Origin of the sequence: Bifidobacterium choloepi (assembly GCF_010667615.1) — a bacterium.
Classification (GTDB): domain Bacteria; phylum Actinomycetota; class Actinomycetes; order Actinomycetales; family Bifidobacteriaceae; genus Bifidobacterium; species Bifidobacterium choloepi.
In genome coordinates this window covers 1-16,303 of the sequence record NZ_VYSG01000003.1, presented here as the reverse complement: position 1 = coordinate 16,303, position 16,303 = coordinate 1, and the positions used below count along the sequence as shown (strand labels likewise).

The window sequence follows — 16,303 nt, the reverse complement described above, 5'->3', positions numbered from 1 at the left end:
GGCTGGTTTCCATGATCAGCGAGACGAGCACAGGAAAGGCTTCGTCAAGCCCAGCAGAAAAGGCATCCTATTCTCTCTCTTCTCTCGTTTCCCTGACATCTCCGGATACGGAAACATCCTCTTGTTCAGATAGCCCGTCTGGCCAGCCGACGAAAAATCAAGGTGCTGATGACGATCCATGCGGCAGCGGCGATCGTGGACACGATCATCGAACCGGGGCTGGCAATATTGACGAGGTCGCGTGCGCCCGAGGCACTGGTGATCAATGCGCACGGATACAGCTGGGCCACGGCCGGGGCAACCAGGCTTAGCACACATCCGCCGATGATCAGGACCATCATCACGCTCATTGTGCCGGCGAACGATTCCGTCTTGGCACTTACTGCCTGCGTAAGGGTCATGATTGCCCACACCGATAGAGTCAGCGGAATACCTCGTACAAGAAACGGGCCGAGACCGGCGAAATCGAATCCGGCGGCAAATCGTCCGACAAGAACGAACTCGACCTCGAACACGAGAACCGTCAGGAACGAGGCAACAAGCCCATGCAGCATCTTTCCGGCAATCGCCACCCCGACGGTGCCAGTAGCGTTCAAGCGCTGCCAGTTGCGCCCACGATGCTCGTTGGATTCGATTTGCGCAGCGAACGCGGACACCAGCACCGGCATGAACACCATGGACGGCAAGAGCATGGCCTGCCCCCAGATTGCCGCCCAGGTCACGCCTTGCCTGGCGAACTCATCCTGATAATCGATGTACTGGCTCCACCCGTTGAACATGCCAATCGCATCGAATAGGACAGTCACGATCCAATACCATAGATTGCCGGCCTTGCGTGCTTCCCAGCGGAACGCCGCGGCCACGGATGGCCTGCGCCGCCGTGCAGAAGCATGGATGGGATCCGCCGCGGAGATCGTTGCCAGATCGATTGTTGAATTGGTTGCATGTGCGTGCGTCATCGTCTTGATTCCTTCATCTTGATCACTACCGCACTGACCAGCGTCCAGACAAGGAACGCGACCAGTGCGGCGACAACAAGCAGCCACGGGTGCGCGACAAGCAACATCTTCGCATTGCCGTCCGCATCCACGGACCTGATGAACGGACTGTCAGCCGAACTCAGCCCGGCCGGGAACAGCCAGCCTAGGGCGGGCTTGTCCATCGCGGACAAGCCGGAGGCCACTATGCCGGCGATCACGCCGATTCCCAGGCCGATGGCCTGCTTGTCGATCACCATCGAGAACATCAACTGGACCGCGCTCGTGGCCCACGCGGACAGGAAACCAATCAACGCCGGCACCCACAGCAGCGCCGTGAACGAACCGTTCACCGTGAAACCGATGGACTTGGCCGCCAGCGGCACCCATAACAGGGGAACGAGGAAACACATGCCGACGGCAACGCCCGAGACAACCAGCTTGCCGGCGAACCGCGCTCCATCGGATTGGCCGAGCGACAACCATTTCAGGTTCATGCGTTCCGAGGTCTCCAACACGGCGATGCGGCTAGTTAGCAGGGCGGCCAGAATCGGCGCAAGAAGACTGACGATTTGGTAAACCTCGCTGTCGGCCAGCACAACGGATCGCAACGCCGGCACCGGGCTGCTGGCTCGTTTCATGAACGCCATGCCGGCCCACGCCGACACCAGAAGAATCATTCCCAGCACCATCCACCAGAATGACGACCCCCGCACCTTCAACAATTCCAGACGAACCAGGGTGCACGGATTGCCGCCCCTCGTATCTGGACGGGACAGACGGTCCGGATCCGCGTACCCAGTCGTGCCGCTCATCGTGGACCTCCGTCCCGCTTCGCGACTGGCATGGTTCGCGACTCGTGGTCCTGTGGACTTTCGATGAGCTCGAGGAACGCCTGTTCCAGGGTCTTGCGTTCCGAGGCCACCCGGTATACGCCAACTCCCCGGTCGACCAACTGGGTGATCAGGGCACTCACGCAGCCGTCGGACAGTTCCGCCGTACGCAGCACGCCACCATCCAGATCGGCCGCCCACCGATAGTCGATATTGTTCGAGGCAAGGATCGTCGCCGCGAGTTTCGGATCCGAGACCCTGAAGTCGATGTGTTCCTCCTCGCGCAGCGCGTCGAGGCCGCCCTGATAGAGCAGGCGCCCTTGGGTGATGATGCCCACGACGGGCGCCATTTTCTCTATCTCGGAAAGAATGTGGCTGCTGAGAATGACCGTGATGCCCTGTTGACTGCTCAGATTCATGATCATCTCGCGCACCTCGACCACGGCTTCCGCGTCCAGTCCGTTCGTCGGCTCATCCAGTAGCAGGAGCTCGGGCTGCGAAATCAGGGCCATGGCGATGCCGAGCCGCTGCTTCATGCCCAGCGAGTAGTCCTTCGCCTTTTTATGCTCGTGCCCGGCCAGTCCGACCTGCTTGAGGATCGCCGGAGCGTAACTGCGCGGCAGGTTCAGGTAGTCCGCCACCATGCGACAGTTGTCTAGGCCCGATAGGCCGGGATAGAAGCTTGGTCCCTCGATCATCGAGCCGACCCGTCCGGCCTGCGGGTGGTGGTGTCCGTCGATCTTCTCGCCAAGCATCCACATGTCACCGCTCGTGGCCGAGGTCAGGCCCAGCAATAGCTTCATTGTCGTGGACTTGCCCGCTCCGTTCGGCCCCAGCAGGCCGTACACGCCATGCGCCGGCACGTTGAGGTCTAACCCGTTCACTGCGGTGAAATCCCCATAGCGTTTTACCAGGTCATGCGTCAGCACGGCCGAACTACCAGGAGCTGCCGGTTGGACTGCGTATCGTGAGTTCATCGTCTCGCCTTTCTCTGGGCCTGCAGGTTTCGCAATGCTCCCTAATACCCATGAAAGACGCTGAAAAGAACCGTGACAATGAATAATGGCCCATGTGTCCTCCCGAGAGGACATGCTGCCATGGCCTTATGCGTGTCCTGCCTCGCAAATCTCCGTCGAGTTCATGCCGATAGGCGCGGCGGGATGGGGTCCCACCTCAAACCAGATATCGATCGCCGCGAAGACCAGGAACACGGCCCTCAACGCGTATCACGACACCGGATCAGCCCCCGGATTGACGAACACGAACTCAGAGTGCCGACCACGCTCGCGGCGGCGATGATCGCCAGATATTGAAGCATGCCCTTCGCGGTCCTCCTCCTTTTCATGTCATGGCTGCGGACCGAACCATATCTCGTCCAAGGCAGCGGCCGTGCAGCGTCGCTGGAAGCGGAGCTACATGCTGCCCAGCGTCCACCTCCCCTTCCTTGGCTCGCCACCCGGATTCCGTATGATCCGACATGCGATGGCTCCAGCCATGAGGAACAGCACCAGACCGATGATCGTGGACAGACGTCCCGGTACCAGTGCCAAAAGCGACATGACCACGATCGCGCACAAATCACCCGCATAGGCGGTACGCGCATACGAGGTCACGGCACGACGGGCCAGTAGGCGAGACGCGAGCACGTACATGGCCACTCCTGCCGCGCACAGTCCCACGTACCACGCCCATAGTTCATGGAACCTGCATATCGATCCAGCACCACAGACAAGGAATGCGATGACCTCAATAGCGTGCAGAACATACCCGCGTCCCATGGGTCTAGTATCCCCACGGCGTCAGCTTGGCAAGATCCTTCGCCACAACTTTCGCGGCATGCCTTGCGAAGCATTTCGACAACTTTCCCCAGGTCTTCTGACGGATCCACAATGCGACGTTGTTCCAGTCAATGCTCACTAATCCAGCGCTAGGAATCAGGCCCTTGAGCACGGCGAATGCGGCGGGAACGGCGACGATGGTTCTTCCGGTCTTTTTTCTACAGGGCATGATTCGACCTCCTTGTTGAGATTTTCCTTTTATGGAACTTCCCGACGATGCCAGACTAGGGTCATCGTCCGTCAGGATAATGAACTACCTAACTGATACCGGCTTGCATCATCCGAGCGCCGCAGTAGTCCAAGGTCCACGCTGTATCTTCGTACGGTTGCCACGTCATCCACCAGCATGGCGAGTCTGGAATTCAGTTCCTCCTCCGTCAGCCAATCGCGGGACTGCGGCATGGCGGTAAATACACGCCGACAGATGTCCCTCAACAGCTGTTCCCGTTCGTCCGAATTGGCCGGCATCTCTTTTACCGTATCCGCGGCAATGACGGCGTAGGGCCCGAGCAGCGTCTTGAGCAGTTCGAGATTCGCGGTAATGGCCGCATCGTCCACCGCTCCGTCCGAAAGCCATGGCAGTTCTTTCCACGGGCCTTCCGCATGTTCCGTCGATCCACTCAATAAACCAATAAACTGTTCACGGAGTTTCGGTGTTCGCAGGGCCGTGAGAACGAGCCTGTATTGCTTGATCATCGCCTGATAAGGCTGAGAGAATGACATGTGCCCTCTTCCAGCGCCATTCGCCGCTTCTGCTCTGGATTTCAAATTACGACAGTGTTCAGCATAGATTTACTCGCGCAAACAAAAAATAGGCAAAGGACCCTGTCGGCTCGGCTATTGCTTCTGCATGGAACAACTCGCGTCATGGTCACGGACATCTTGGTCACACACATTCGGCATGCGTACTCGCCTGGCATCGTCGGCGACTTCGAATCACGACCCAGAGTCGCAACATCTGTCTACATGCACGAGAATCCCGCTTCCCCGAGTACACGGACAGCGATTTTCACGGCATGCTTCGCCAGATATTTCGACGACTGTTCCCTAACGCTCAGCCGAAGCATGTGAATCCCGTGCACCAGACTCCGGCCCTCGCCGAGTCCGTGCCCTAAGCCGTGTGGACACATACGAGCCGATTCGCATGAGCACGCCTCCGGCCAGAAACGCAAAAGGCGGGATAACGCCAATAATGGCGATGCTATGGAACCATCCGTGAAACTTGATCAGGCTTCTTGCGTACAGCGCCAGATTCAGCGCGCAGGCGCCGGTTACCGCCGCGAGTCGCGGGAAAAAGGCCATGCGCCAACGGGTGTTCCAGGCGTACCAGACGCCCATGAAGAAGGCTATGACCGGAGCCGAGTACAACGCGGGTATGCCCACGACATACCGTTCAACCACTATGCTGAGGACATCCCAGTCCGGGACCCAGAAACAGGACGCCTCCATCAGGAAAAACAGCAGGAAAAGGAAGAGACAGGAGCACACAAGACGAGCGATGTTCCTGACCCTTTCATGTTGCCGTGTCATCCCCGTCCACCCCTATGATTGTCGGAGTCATGGTACGACTCAGCATACGGATCTCGACGCGAGCGGGCGAGAGAACCGGGCATTCCATTACCGGCATGAATCATTACTTCCACATGACCGAAACTTCCACATGACCGAAAGATCGCGGTCGCCAACAAGCCATGTAATCATGTAAGTTGACAGGCCAGAAACAACGAAGACCCCGGCGATCGCCGAAGTCTTCTTCCCGACGTACCCCTCAGGGATTCGAATTACCGGATTTTTCTGCAACATCGCCGTCCTGTGCCGTAAACGCCATGATCATACCAGCAACAATCAGCACGCTGGATAGCCACTCATTAACCGAGTCCGGTATGACAACCCAGTGCCGCATCGACGCGGCCAATCCCAGCCAGCCAAGCAGGTACAGCGTCAGGCTGATGATTGCGGCAATCCTGGAACGCAGCGCATGACGGTCAACCCAGTAGAAGATCCCACTGCCAATGCCCAAAATGAGCCATAGGATAAGCCACCAGACACTAGTGGCGGGAACCGTATAAATCCCCACTAGCAACAGCACATTCGCAGCGAAAAACGCGAAAAATTCAAGCATAATTTTCTTGTTCATGTTGATCTTCTTTGATCAGTCAGTGAAGTCCGACTTCTTTCCACTTGGCTTTAACGTACCCCACAGAAACGGCTTTTTTAAGGGACAACACACGGCTTCGTTGCTGTATTTGCACTCTCTGTTCTATTTTCCGATCCACACCAGCGTCTCGTCTCAAGAGCGTGTACCCCGCTCTTCGCGCAGGCGCTTTGGTCTGCGTCCGTCTTCAACGCCGTCACGTTCCGGGTGCCTACTCTTCGCACAGACACTTTGGCTCGCGGACATGGCCCGACCCATTGCGCCAGAAAACAAAGAAGACCTCGGCGATTGCCGAGGTCTTCTTTCTGAAGTGCCCCCTCAGGGATTCGAACCCTGGACACGCTGATTAAGAGTCAGCTGCTCTAACCAACTGAGCTAAAGGGGCTTGTTGGTTGTTGCTTGAAGCAACGAATGATTAATATACTCGGATTCCAGTCATTCACAAATCATCGGCGTGTCGCATTTGTGAAAATCGTTCAGAATCGTTGAAATTGCAACGATTCTTGCCGCTTTTGCCACCCCAGTCCAAACCAGGCCGAATCGTGCCAAATTTCTCCTCAAAAACCTCCCTGCCCCACTCTATTTTTCCCATTCTTCACAATTTCTTCACATTTCCACTCTTCGTGTCATCGGCGCGAGCCACGAACTCAGCAGTGACATCACGACAAGACGCCGCTCCATGCCTGCCAGCCGGCAAGCATGACTCGCCTGCCAATTCTCCCGACACATTGACAGTATCCTCGCGCCCAGGCTGTCCTTGCATGAGGCAGCCGCCATTCCGGCCGTAGGATTGGCGGCAACCTCACGCTTATCCTCCGCTTGCGTGAGCCACCTGCCATTCCGGTCGCAGAATCGGTAGCCGACTCATGACAACAGGCTGCCAGCGTGACTTTCCTGCCATTTCTTCCACCGAACTGGCAGCCGCCTCACGACCGCAGGTCGCTTCCGCGACTCTTCTTCCAGCTTCCAGCCGGCTCTGGAAAGAACAGCATGCCGACAGTTTCGCCGCGGCGTGACTTTGTCGGGCAATCGGCCACGATTCCCGCCGCAGACACGCAAACCGACCCTTCAGCGTGCCCTTCCCGGGCATTCCGGCCCGACCCCCGGCAAAGTCACGCAAAACCGCCTCTCAGCGTGACCTCCCCGGGCATTCCAGCCCGACCCCCGGCAAAGTCACGCAAACCAGCCCTCCAGCATGGTCTTCCGGGGCATTCCGGCCAAACACCCCACAAAGTCACGCTGACGACGCCATCCAGCCGTCCAGCCACCAAGCCACCAAGCCACCCAGCCACCCAGCCACCAGGGCACCCAGCCCGGGCCACCAAGCCGCTCAGCCGCCATGCCGCCAAGCCGCCCAAGCCACCGACCACCCGGCCACCCCACCGCAGCCGCAAAAACAAGCGCAAACAAAACAGGGCGCCTCCCTCGCGGGGAGACGCCCTGAACATGCTTAAGCTCAGACAATGCGAGTTATGCGAGTCTGGGAACCGGCGCTGCGGCGGTCGCGTTACCGGAACACCGGCAAACAACCGCCGCAGCGCCGGGAGAAATCACTCGGCGACGACCTTGACGGTGAAGTTCGCCTTGATTTCCGGGTGCAGCGCGACGACGGCCGGGAACTCGCCGGTGGTCTTGATGACCTCGACGTCGATGGCCTTCGGGTCGACGGCGACGACGTTGGCGAGCGCGGCGGCGATCGCGTCGGCGGAGATGCCGCCGAACAGCTTGCCGGACTCGGAAACCTTCGCCGGGATCTCGACGACGTAGCCCTCGAGCTTGTCCTTGGCGGCGACGGCGTCGGCACGGGTGGCGACGGACTTGGCCAGGCGGGCCTTCTTCATCGCTTCGGCCTGGGCGGCGGCGCCCTTGGACCACGCGAACGCGAGGCCCTGCGGGATCAGGTAGTTGCGCGCGTAACCGGTCTTGACGGTCACGACGTCGCCGGCGTTGCCGAGGTTGGCGACGGACTTGGTGAGAATAACCTTGGAATCAGCCATGTTACTTTCCTCCTATGCAGTCCGGATCAGCGGCCGGTCGTGGCGTACGGCAGCAGCGCCATCTCGCGGGCGTTCTTGATGGCCTTCGAGATCTCGCGCTGTTCCTGGACGGTGACGCCGGTGATGCGGCGGGAACGGATCTTGCCACGGTCGGAGATGAACTTGCGCAGCAGCGCGACGTCCTTGTAATCGATCTCGGTGACCTTGGCGGCCTTCAGTGGATTCGGCTTCTTCTTGAACGGCTTGACCGGCGGCTGCGGCCTCTTGCGTGACATCTTATGTGTCTCCTTTGGATTACAAACTGTCTGAATTATTCAATGTGAACGATTCTTCCGGCTCCGGCCGGAAGCGAAAACAATCCGAAGCGGTTCGGAACGGAACGACGGCGTCCGGTCAGAACTCGGGCTCGTCGCCGCCGCCGAACTCGGTGGCGCCGAACGTGCCGAACGATCCGGTCGAGCCGGTGTCCTGCGAGCTCCACGGATCCGCGGCCGGGGCCGACTGGCCACCGTTGTTGGAGAAACCGCCCTGGTTGCCACCGGAGTAGTTCGATCCGCCGCTGTACGACGATCCGCCGGAGTAGCCTCCGTTACCGGAGTTGCCGGCGTATCCGCCGCCGCTGTAGCCACCGTTGCCAGCGTTGCCGCCCTGAAATCCGCCGCTGTTGCGGCCCTGGAATCCGCCGCTCGAGGACTGACGGTGCACGTCGGCCGTCGCGTATCGCAGCGAGGGGCCGATCTCGTCGATCTGCATCTCGATGACGGAACGGTTGGATCCGTCCTGGGCCTGGTAGCTGCGCTGCTGCAGACGGCCCTGCGCGATGACGCGCATGCCCTTCGACAGCGACTTGGCGCAGTGCTCGGCCAGGTCTCGCCAGGCGGTGCAGCGGAGGAACAGCGCCTGGCCGTCCTCCCACTGGTTGGTGTTGCGGTTGAAGCTGCGCGGCGTGGAGGCAATCGTGAAGCTCGCCAGAGTCGAGCCGCTTCCAGTCGTGCGCAGTTCCGGATCAGCAGTGAGGTTTCCCACGACGGTAATGACGGTATCGCCTGCCATGACGCTCCTTACGTAAGTTCGTTACCGGTTTCGGAAATGATAATGATTCGGATGGGTAGAGTCGGAAGAATCGTGCGAAATAATCGAAACGATTACTTGCGAAGAATCTTGGTGCGAACGATGTTCTCGTTCAGGTTGAGCAGACGATCGAGCTCGTCGGAATCGGCCGGCTCGGCGGTGTACGTCACGACGACGTAGTTGCCCTCGGTCTTGCCGTCGATCTCGTAGGCCAGCTTGCGACGGCCCCAGATATCGATGTTCTCGACGGAACCGCCTTCCTTGGTGACGATTTCCATGTACTGGTCGGTCAGCTTCTTCAGACCGTTCTCATCCATTTCAGGATTGGCGATGAACATCAGTTCATACTTGTGTGCAGACATCACCCACCTCCTTTGGACTAGCAGGTCGCGGTCCTTCCGCGACAGGAGTGTGTTTGCAACGTGGACTTGGCACGATTCCCGCGCCGAGAGCCCACACAAATTCTCAAGCGTACCAGCACCGGACGACGTCCGGCACATATAGTTTGATGTCGCAAACCCGGGCTGCTAGCCCGGGTTTGCGACATCAAAACTTCAGCCGGAGGCCGGAACGATTCACGCGTAGATGTTGCGGGTGCGCAGGTCTTCGGGCAGCCCGTTGAGCAGCGTCGTGACAGAGCGCGACTCGAAGACGGAGCGGATGCCTGCGGCCAGCAGTGGCGCGGCCGAGAGCACCGTCATGTTCGGCAGGCGCTTCTCCTCCGGGATCGGGACGGTGTCCATCAGCACGATTTCCTTGGCGCCGCAGTCCTTGAGGCGCTCGACGGCCGGGCCGGACAGCAGGCCGTGCGTGGCGACGAGCGTGACGGTCTGCGCGCCCTTCGAGTACAGCGTGCGGACGGCCTCGCAGATCGTGCCGGCGGTGTCGATCATGTCGTCGATGACGACGCAGTCGCGGCCGCTGACGTCGCCGATGATGCCGTGGGCCTCGGCGTGGTTCGGACGGGTGGTGTCGCGGGTCTTGTGGATGAACGCGAGCGGCAGGCCGCCAAGCTTGGCCGCCCACTGTTCGGAAACCTTGATGCGGCCGGCGTCCGGGGACACGATCGTCGTGTTCTCGAGCGGCAGGCGGCCGCGCATGTAGTCGAGCAGCACCGGCATGGCCGTCAGGTGGTCGACCGGGCCGTTGAAGAAGCCCTGCTCCTGCGCGGCGTGCAGGTCGACGGTGATGACGCGGTCGGCGCCGGCCGTGCGGAACAGGTTGAAGATCAGGCGCGCCGTGATCGGTTCGCGGCCCTGGTGCTTCTTGTCCTGGCGCGAGTAGCCGAGGAACGGGGCGACGACGGTGATCGAGCGGGCCGACGCGCGCTTGGCGGCGTCGATCATGATGAGCTGCTCCATGATCCACTTGTTGATCGGCTGCGTGTGCGCCTGCATGATGAAGATGTCGGCACCGCGCACCGGCTCGGTGAACCTCACGTACATCTCGCCGTTGGCAAAGTCGTAGGCCGTCGTTTCGAGGACATTGGTGCCGAGGAATTTCGCCGTCTCTTCGGCCTGCTCCGGATAGGCCCTGCCGGTCACCAGGGCGAGTCGTTTATCAGGAGTGCCTTCGAGGATTGCAGACATAAATCATTTCCCAACTGTGGAAGATACGCGGAACAGCACCATACTACCAATCACCCCGTATAGCCGGAAGGCCCGGTTCGGCGTATCGGCCCTACAATGCACTGAAACGGGACCGCGCACGCAGGCGCAATCCCGTTCCAGCTCTGATCACTTACTCAGGATCCCGATCCAGGTGAACCGGCCGCCTATCGATCATCAGCGGCCGCAGGTCCGGGAGACGTCTAGTTATTGGGTCCGGTCGCCATCGCGACCGGCATCGATCACTTGTCCTCGAAGGCCTCGCGAATCTGCGCGGCGTTGCCGTAGGAGGCTTGCGCGCCGTAGGAGGTGGCGGCGTAGGCGGAGACGTAGGAGGCGAGTTCGGCGGCCTCGCCGAGCTTCATGTCGGAGGCGAGGCAGGCCAGCACGGTGCCCATGAACGAGTCGCCGCAGCCGGTCGTGTCGACGGCGTGCACGCGGACCGGGCAGACGCGGTGGATCGGACGGTCGGCATCGGTCGCGTCGAGGACGACGGAGCCGTCGCCGCCAAGCGTGACGATCGCCTGGTCGTAGCCGAACTCCTGCATCTTCTGGAGCACGAAGTTCCAGTCGAAGGAAGCCCAGTCGTCGTTCTCCGGCTCGTCGATGCCGAGCAGCTGCGCCATCTCGTGCTCGTTGACGAGCAGGATGTCGGAGTTCTCGACGAGTTCGGCGGGGAGCGTGGCGCGGAACGGCGAGTTGTTGAGCAGGACCTTGACGCCGGCCTCGTGGCACATCTTCGCCGCGGCCGTGACGGTCTCGATCGGGCTCTCGAGGCACAGGCCGAGCACCTTCGAGCTCGTCAGCGCCTTCTTCTCGGACTCGACGTAGTCGACGGTCACGTGGGCATTGGAGCCCGGCGAGTAGACGATGGCGTTCTCGCCGGCGGCGTCGACGGTGATGACCGTCGTGCCGGAGGGGCCGAGGACCTTGCGCACGTGCGACGTGTTGACGCCGGCGTCGTTGAGCTGGTCGAGCAGGAAGTCGGCGTTGCCATCGGAGCCGACGGCGCCGAACATCATCACCTTGGCGCCGATGCGCGCCGCGGCGGCGGCCTGGTTGCCGGACTTGCCGCCGGGCAGCACCTGCAGCGGACCGCCGTTGACGGTCTCGCCGGGCTTCGGCAGGCGCTCGGTGGTCACGGTGTAGTCGGCGTTCATCGAGCCGACGACGGAGACGGTGCCGTAAATCGTGTCAAGAGCCGCAAGCGGAGTCTTGTTGGTCATGATGGTTCCTTTCGTTACCGTCCGTCGGGCGGGCTGACGAGTGCCGCGGGAGCTTTTCTCACGGATCGAATCGTTCGAAAAAGAATAAATTATTGCGATTCTCCCGACCGGTGATCAAGCTGCCGGAAGGAAGAATCCCGTCGCGACACCCGGCCAGGCCGGACCGCCGTCCGCAGCCGATCGGGCCGCGGGCCGCGGCATGCGCTGCCGCGACGGAGATGAGGAAGGAAAGTTACGTATTCGGTTATGTGGGTCATGACCGCCGCCGGGCCGGTGGTTGCAGCACGCGACGGCGCCGGCGGCCATGGAATTTCAGGAGAAAAATATTGAATTATGCGACGATTCCGGAACGATTCACTTCGCGGCGGCAACGAGGTTGCCGATGCGCGTCATGAACTCGTCAAGGAAGCGCGGGACGTCGACGCCGACGGCGACCTTCATCGTCTTGACCGGGTCGTTGAGGCGGTCGGTGTCGCCGATCGTGCGGCCGCGGGTCGGCGCCTCGGTGTCGACCTTCATGTTGATGTCGAGGCAGGTGACCAGCGTCGGATCAACGGCAACGGCAACGGCCAGCGGGTCGTGCAGGCCGCAGCCGTGCAGCGTCGGGGCGGTCGTCTCGTAGGCCTTGATGTAGTAGTCGGTGATGTCGGCGATCTTGCCGGCCGCGTACGTACCCTTCTCGCGCCAGACGGCGGTGTCCTTGTACGTCAGCAGCGTCTGCAGCGTGACGTCCAGGCCGACCATCGTCGCCGGGATGCCGGAGCGGAACACGAAGTCCGCGGCTTCCGGATCCTGCGAGATGTTCGCCTCGGCGCAGGCGGAGACGTTGCCCGGGACGGTCAGCGCACCGCCCATCAGGACCACGCCGCCGATCTCGTCGACGATTTCCGGGGCCTTCTTGATCGCGGCGGCCAGGTTGGTCTGCGGGCCGGTCGGCACGTAGATGAGGTCCTTGCCATACTTCTTGACGGAGTCGATGATGAAGTCGACGGCCGGGACGTCCTCGGCCACGCGCTCGGAATCCTCGATCTCGACATCGCCGATGCCGTTGTCGCCGTGGATGAACGCGGAAATCGGCAGGACGGAGAAGTCGTCGGTGGTGCTGGAGTGGGCCAGGCCTTCGTAGACCTTGACCTCCGGGTGACCGAGCATGTCGGTGATGGCCAGCGCGTTGCGCACGCCCTGCTTCGTCAGGACGTTGCCGTAGGTGCCGGTGATGCCGATCAGTTCGACTTCCGGGCTGCCCAGCGCGTAGCAGATGGCCAGGGTGTCGTCGACGCCGGTATCCAGATCAAGAATGAGCTTCTTCATGGCTGCCTTCCTTATGATTTTTCAATCGCCCCGTCGTCCAGGCCCGTATCGAACGGCCTGCCGTCGTGACTGAGATGTCTCCGTTGACTCGCTTGCCCCGTTTGCAACCGAGGCAAGTTTGATAAAACGTTTTATCAGACATTGCCATATTAAATTGCTCACAGAAAAAAGTCAATCATGGTGTGTCGCGTCCGGCGCGGCTCCCGGCGGCGTTGCCGGGACCGGAGCGAACCGGACGAAAGCGGCGGCCATCGGCGCTCCCCGTTGCGTGGCCGCCGACCGCTATTCCGTTGTGTCGTTATTCCATTATTCCGCGTTATTCCAGCGGGCGCCGGCGCCACGCGACGGCAGTTCGCGGTTCACGAGTCGGCCCGCCATTTCCGCGGGCGCCAGCGCTACCGTTCGGCGACCGTCGAGCGCACGATCAGGTGCGGCTCGAGCAGGATTGTCTCGGCGTCGGTCAGCCACGGCTTGTCGGCCTGCGCCGTGCGCAGCGCCGCCACCGACTTGCCGGCGGCATTGTCCGCGGCCGTTCCGGCACCGTCGCCATGGTCATCCGATGGCCCCGTCGTCTGGGCACCGGATGCCATCGCCGTCTGGCCGTCGGCATCCGCGTGCGCACCCGCACTCGCGCCGCGGGACGAATCGTGCACAGTCGCCGCCGCCGACGACGTCACCGCCGCCGAAGACGAAGACGACGACGTTGTCTTGCGCTTTCCGGAGTTTCGCCGCTGCTCCTCGATCCGGTCGTGCAGGTGTTCCCAGCACCGTTCGGCCAGCTCCTCGATGCGCTGGTCGACCGTCGTGACGTCCCGGTACAGCCCGTAGCGCTCGAGGATGTTGTCGTAGCCGACGACGGAGATGTCGCGCGGCACCTGCAGGCCGCGTTCCATCGCGCGCTGGATGAATCCGGCCGCGATCAGGTCGTTGCAGCAGAACACGCCGGTCACGCCGGCGTCGATGAGCCGGTCGGCGGCGTCGTAGCCGCTGCGGAACTTGTACATGCCGCTCACCTTGAGCGCCGGATCGAACGGCACGTCGCGCTCGCGCAGCGCGTCGAGGAAGCCGCGCACGCGGTCGGCCGCGTTGCCCTGCTGGTCGCCGCCGGTGATGCAGCCGATCAGCGTGTGGCCGGCGTCGAGCAGGCAGTCGGCCGCCAGGCGGCCACCGGTGTAGTTGTCGAGGCCGGCGCCGTCGCACCACTGCTCGGCGAACAGCCGGTCGACGAGCATGACCGGGCAGTTCATCCGGTCGACGTCCTCGCGCAGGCCGTCGACGTCGTCGTACGATTCGCGCGCCGCGATGAGCAGCATGCCGTCGACGCCGAGCGAGGACAGCCTCGTCATCAGGTCGTGCTCGCTGGCGCGCGAATCGTCCGAATTCGCGACGATCAGCGAGTAGCCATCGCGGGCACAGCAATCCTCGATCTGCTTCGACAGCGACGCGAAGAACAGGTTCTCGATGTCCGGCACGATCAGCGCGATCAGCATCGACTTCTTCGTCACGAGGCTGCGGGCGTTCTGGTTCGGCACGTAGTTGAGCTGCTCGGCGACGTCGAGAATGCGCTGGCGGGTGTCCGGGGAGACACGGGCCGGCCTGCCATTGAGAATCAGCGAGGCCGTCGTCACCGAGACGTTGGCGGCCGTCGCCACGTCCCTCAGCGTGATTCGATGACCCATCGTGGAGCTCCTTTCCGGTGGGACTCTTGTCGTCGACGAGTCGATGCGCGCCGTGTGGTTCCGCCTGTCGAGTGAGTGGTGTTCGTGTCCTGTACGGTAGTCATCGTCGGCCATCGACCGCATGGTTCGCTGACAGCCGGCCACGATTCATCCACAAGCGTTGTGGACAACCCTTCCAAGCCCTTCGGCGACGCCCGCGTCCGCACTGGCCCGCGATGGCCGCCAATGATTCCAGAGTACTCCTGTTCCGATCGCGGAACACCGTTGGAGTTTCAAATGCTAAAACGATTTGCTTAAGTTCCCCGGCGACGGGGGTTCGGCGACGTTCATCCCGGGACACGGGGACGGCGGAGAGTAGCATAGTCGGCTCGGACGGGAAACTCCGTCCGCTGCCCGCGATGGACGGCAGATTTCGGTAATCTGTCTAGCAGAGCATTCAGGGGGACTGCGACCGTGGCGCCCGTCGCCACGAGAAGGGTGACCTTTCGACCAGATGAACACGAACGATCCAACCGACCACGCCGACACCGTCGATCAGACCGAACCGGACGAATCGTCGAAGGACAATGACGCCGGCCAGGCGCCGCGCGACGTCCGGCACACCGGCCATGTCGTCGCCGCCGTCGTCGCGGCGATCGTCGCCGTCTGCGCGTCGACGGCCGTCGTCAGGAGCCTGAACTACCGCAGCAACCTGCACGAGACGGCGCTGTCGACGTGCCAGACGCAGGCCGCCGCCGTCGACGATTCGATGACGGCGCTGACGAAGGCCATCGACGACGCGGCGACCGAGTCGGCCTACACGTCCGACGACGTCGCCGATCCGAACACGCTCAACGACCTCGAGGACATGCTCACGCGCGCCAATGCGCTGCCGGACATCCCCGCCTGCCAGGCCACGGCCACGACGAACGATCTGCTCGACAACGCCAGCCGCCTCGAAATCTACAACGAGAACGTCGAGAACCTGACTCGCGCCGTCGAGATCGCCCAGAAGGCCGTCGTCAGCAGCCATACCGAGCTCGAGAACATGAACCAGTGACACCAGCCCCGAAAGGGGCCCTCGCTCGCGCCGTCGCGAGCATCAAAGCGTAACTACAGGAGACCCCTGGAGGGTTGTTGTCACCGCTGACGCGGCTTGTATCCCTTCTTGCGGCTCGTCGGCTTGCGGCCGCCGCGGAACGACTGCGTCTGCAGATGGAGCTGCGGGTCGCGGTGCGTCAGGTGCCAGCAGCCGCAGAATTCGCAACGATACACCCACAGCTCGGTCCCGCGCTCGATCCTCGAATCCTCCGCCGCCCGCAACGCCTGCACCTTGTCGTGGTACATGATCTTGTTCGACGATTCGCAGCGTCTGGGCGTGAAGTAATGCATAGCCGCCATCCTAATTCCGCCGCTCAACATCCAGAAGAAGCTCCTTGAAAGGGAGCTGCCGGGCTGGTGGCCCGGGTTCGCGACCCGGCAACCGGGAAACCGGCCAAAGACAGAAGATACGAGAAGACCCCGGGAGCCGTCAGGCTCGACCGGGGTCGACTCTTCAACGTGTGATTGCGGCGGCGTGCTACTCTCCCACACCCTGTCGGGTGCAGTACCATCGCCGTGCCAGGCCTTA

Annotated in this window: 16 protein-coding genes and 1 tRNA gene; 1 reads left to right on the top strand and 16 read right to left on the bottom strand. The window is 61.8% G+C overall.

Annotation, left to right across the window (positions count from 1 at the left end):
• Window positions 1-125: 125 nt before the first annotated feature.
• From F6S87_RS06665 to F6S87_RS06595, 15 genes are all read right to left on the bottom strand, one after another.
• Window positions 126-959, bottom strand: a complete 834-nt coding sequence (locus F6S87_RS06665; protein WP_163227887.1) for an ABC-2 family transporter permease — start codon at window positions 957-959, stop codon at window positions 126-128.
• On the bottom strand, window positions 956-1,792 hold the full coding sequence (locus tag F6S87_RS06660) for an ABC transporter permease (protein WP_163227886.1): 837 nt from the start codon (window positions 1,790-1,792) through the stop codon (window positions 956-958). Before F6S87_RS06660 ends, F6S87_RS06665 begins: the two co-directional genes overlap by 4 nt.
• Complete coding sequence (locus F6S87_RS06655; protein ID WP_331270774.1) at window positions 1,789-2,739, bottom strand: ABC transporter ATP-binding protein; 951 nt, start codon at window positions 2,737-2,739, stop codon at window positions 1,789-1,791. The genes F6S87_RS06660 and F6S87_RS06655 overlap by 4 nt, the downstream gene beginning before the upstream one ends.
• A gap of 853 nt (window positions 2,740-3,592) precedes the next feature.
• On the bottom strand, window positions 3,593-3,817 hold the full coding sequence (locus tag F6S87_RS06650; RefSeq protein ID WP_163227884.1) for a hypothetical protein: 225 nt from the start codon (window positions 3,815-3,817) through the stop codon (window positions 3,593-3,595).
• 71 nt (window positions 3,818-3,888) lie between these two features.
• Complete coding sequence (locus tag F6S87_RS06645) at window positions 3,889-4,371, bottom strand: DUF2087 domain-containing protein (protein ID WP_163227883.1); 483 nt, start codon at window positions 4,369-4,371, stop codon at window positions 3,889-3,891.
• A gap of 1,045 nt (window positions 4,372-5,416) precedes the next feature.
• Window positions 5,417-5,785 carry a hypothetical protein gene (locus F6S87_RS06640; protein WP_163227882.1) on the bottom strand — a complete coding sequence of 123 codons (369 nt, stop codon included), beginning with the start codon at window positions 5,783-5,785 and terminating at the stop codon, window positions 5,417-5,419.
• Between the two features lie 329 nt (window positions 5,786-6,114).
• A tRNA-Lys gene (locus tag F6S87_RS06635) sits at window positions 6,115-6,188 on the bottom strand.
• Window positions 6,189-7,353: 1,165 nt separating this feature from the next.
• Window positions 7,354-7,800, bottom strand: a complete 447-nt coding sequence (gene rplI / locus F6S87_RS06630; RefSeq protein ID WP_163227881.1) for a 50S ribosomal protein L9 — start codon at window positions 7,798-7,800, stop codon at window positions 7,354-7,356.
• A gap of 26 nt (window positions 7,801-7,826) precedes the next feature.
• On the bottom strand, window positions 7,827-8,075 hold the full coding sequence (rpsR, locus tag F6S87_RS06625) for a 30S ribosomal protein S18 (RefSeq protein ID WP_163227880.1): 249 nt from the start codon (window positions 8,073-8,075) through the stop codon (window positions 7,827-7,829).
• A 118-nt stretch (window positions 8,076-8,193) separates the two neighbouring features.
• Entirely contained in the window at window positions 8,194-8,853 is a 660-nt protein-coding gene (locus F6S87_RS06620; protein ID WP_163227879.1) for a single-stranded DNA-binding protein, read from the bottom strand.
• Window positions 8,854-8,945: 92 nt separating this feature from the next.
• Window positions 8,946-9,233: a 30S ribosomal protein S6 gene (gene rpsF, locus F6S87_RS06615; RefSeq protein WP_163227878.1), complete on the bottom strand. Its 288-nt coding sequence runs from the start codon at window positions 9,231-9,233 to the stop codon at window positions 8,946-8,948.
• Window positions 9,234-9,446: 213 nt separating this feature from the next.
• Complete coding sequence (locus tag F6S87_RS06610; RefSeq protein WP_163227877.1) at window positions 9,447-10,460, bottom strand: ribose-phosphate diphosphokinase; 1,014 nt, start codon at window positions 10,458-10,460, stop codon at window positions 9,447-9,449.
• 260 nt (window positions 10,461-10,720) lie between these two features.
• Window positions 10,721-11,704, bottom strand: a complete 984-nt coding sequence (locus F6S87_RS06605; RefSeq protein ID WP_163227876.1) for a ribokinase — start codon at window positions 11,702-11,704, stop codon at window positions 10,721-10,723.
• A gap of 354 nt (window positions 11,705-12,058) precedes the next feature.
• A complete protein-coding gene (locus tag F6S87_RS06600) occupies window positions 12,059-13,015 on the bottom strand; it encodes a nucleoside hydrolase (RefSeq protein WP_163227875.1) in 957 nt (318 codons plus the stop codon).
• A 395-nt stretch (window positions 13,016-13,410) separates the two neighbouring features.
• On the bottom strand, window positions 13,411-14,694 hold the full coding sequence (locus tag F6S87_RS06595) for a LacI family DNA-binding transcriptional regulator (protein WP_163227874.1): 1,284 nt from the start codon (window positions 14,692-14,694) through the stop codon (window positions 13,411-13,413).
• A 493-nt stretch (window positions 14,695-15,187) separates the two neighbouring features.
• Here F6S87_RS06595 and F6S87_RS06590 point away from each other — a divergent pair, with 493 nt between their 5' ends.
• Window positions 15,188-15,733, top strand: a complete 546-nt coding sequence (locus tag F6S87_RS06590; RefSeq protein ID WP_163227873.1) for a hypothetical protein — start codon at window positions 15,188-15,190, stop codon at window positions 15,731-15,733.
• A gap of 80 nt (window positions 15,734-15,813) precedes the next feature.
• Here F6S87_RS06590 and F6S87_RS06585 read toward each other — a convergent pair whose 3' ends face one another.
• Entirely contained in the window at window positions 15,814-16,065 is a 252-nt protein-coding gene (locus F6S87_RS06585) for a hypothetical protein (RefSeq protein ID WP_163228054.1), read from the bottom strand.
• Window positions 16,066-16,303 lie beyond the last annotated feature (238 nt).

Excerpts from the sequence above, each read along its gene's own strand:
- F6S87_RS06665 (WP_163227887.1), bottom strand. The coding sequence starts at position 959 with ATGACGCACGCACATGCAACCAATTCAACAATCGATCTGGCAACGATC.
- F6S87_RS06660 (WP_163227886.1), bottom strand. The coding sequence starts at position 1,792 with ATGAGCGGCACGACTGGGTACGCGGATCCGGACCGTCTGTCCCGTCCA.
- F6S87_RS06650 (WP_163227884.1), bottom strand. The coding sequence starts at position 3,817 with ATGCCCTGTAGAAAAAAGACCGGAAGAACCATCGTCGCCGTTCCCGCC.
- F6S87_RS06645 (WP_163227883.1), bottom strand. The coding sequence starts at position 4,371 with ATGTCATTCTCTCAGCCTTATCAGGCGATGATCAAGCAATACAGGCTC.
- F6S87_RS06640 (WP_163227882.1), bottom strand. The coding sequence starts at position 5,785 with ATGAACAAGAAAATTATGCTTGAATTTTTCGCGTTTTTCGCTGCGAAT.
- rplI (WP_163227881.1), bottom strand. The coding sequence starts at position 7,800 with ATGGCTGATTCCAAGGTTATTCTCACCAAGTCCGTCGCCAACCTCGGC.
- rpsR (WP_163227880.1), bottom strand. The coding sequence starts at position 8,075 with ATGTCACGCAAGAGGCCGCAGCCGCCGGTCAAGCCGTTCAAGAAGAAG.
- F6S87_RS06620 (WP_163227879.1), bottom strand. The coding sequence starts at position 8,853 with ATGGCAGGCGATACCGTCATTACCGTCGTGGGAAACCTCACTGCTGAT.
- rpsF (WP_163227878.1), bottom strand. The coding sequence starts at position 9,233 with ATGTCTGCACACAAGTATGAACTGATGTTCATCGCCAATCCTGAAATG.
- F6S87_RS06610 (WP_163227877.1), bottom strand. The coding sequence starts at position 10,460 with ATGTCTGCAATCCTCGAAGGCACTCCTGATAAACGACTCGCCCTGGTG.
- F6S87_RS06605 (WP_163227876.1), bottom strand. The coding sequence starts at position 11,704 with ATGACCAACAAGACTCCGCTTGCGGCTCTTGACACGATTTACGGCACC.
- F6S87_RS06600 (WP_163227875.1), bottom strand. The coding sequence starts at position 13,015 with ATGAAGAAGCTCATTCTTGATCTGGATACCGGCGTCGACGACACCCTG.
- F6S87_RS06595 (WP_163227874.1), bottom strand. The coding sequence starts at position 14,694 with ATGGGTCATCGAATCACGCTGAGGGACGTGGCGACGGCCGCCAACGTC.
- F6S87_RS06590 (WP_163227873.1), top strand. The coding sequence starts at position 15,188 with ATGAACACGAACGATCCAACCGACCACGCCGACACCGTCGATCAGACC.
- F6S87_RS06585 (WP_163228054.1), bottom strand. The coding sequence starts at position 16,065 with ATGCATTACTTCACGCCCAGACGCTGCGAATCGTCGAACAAGATCATG.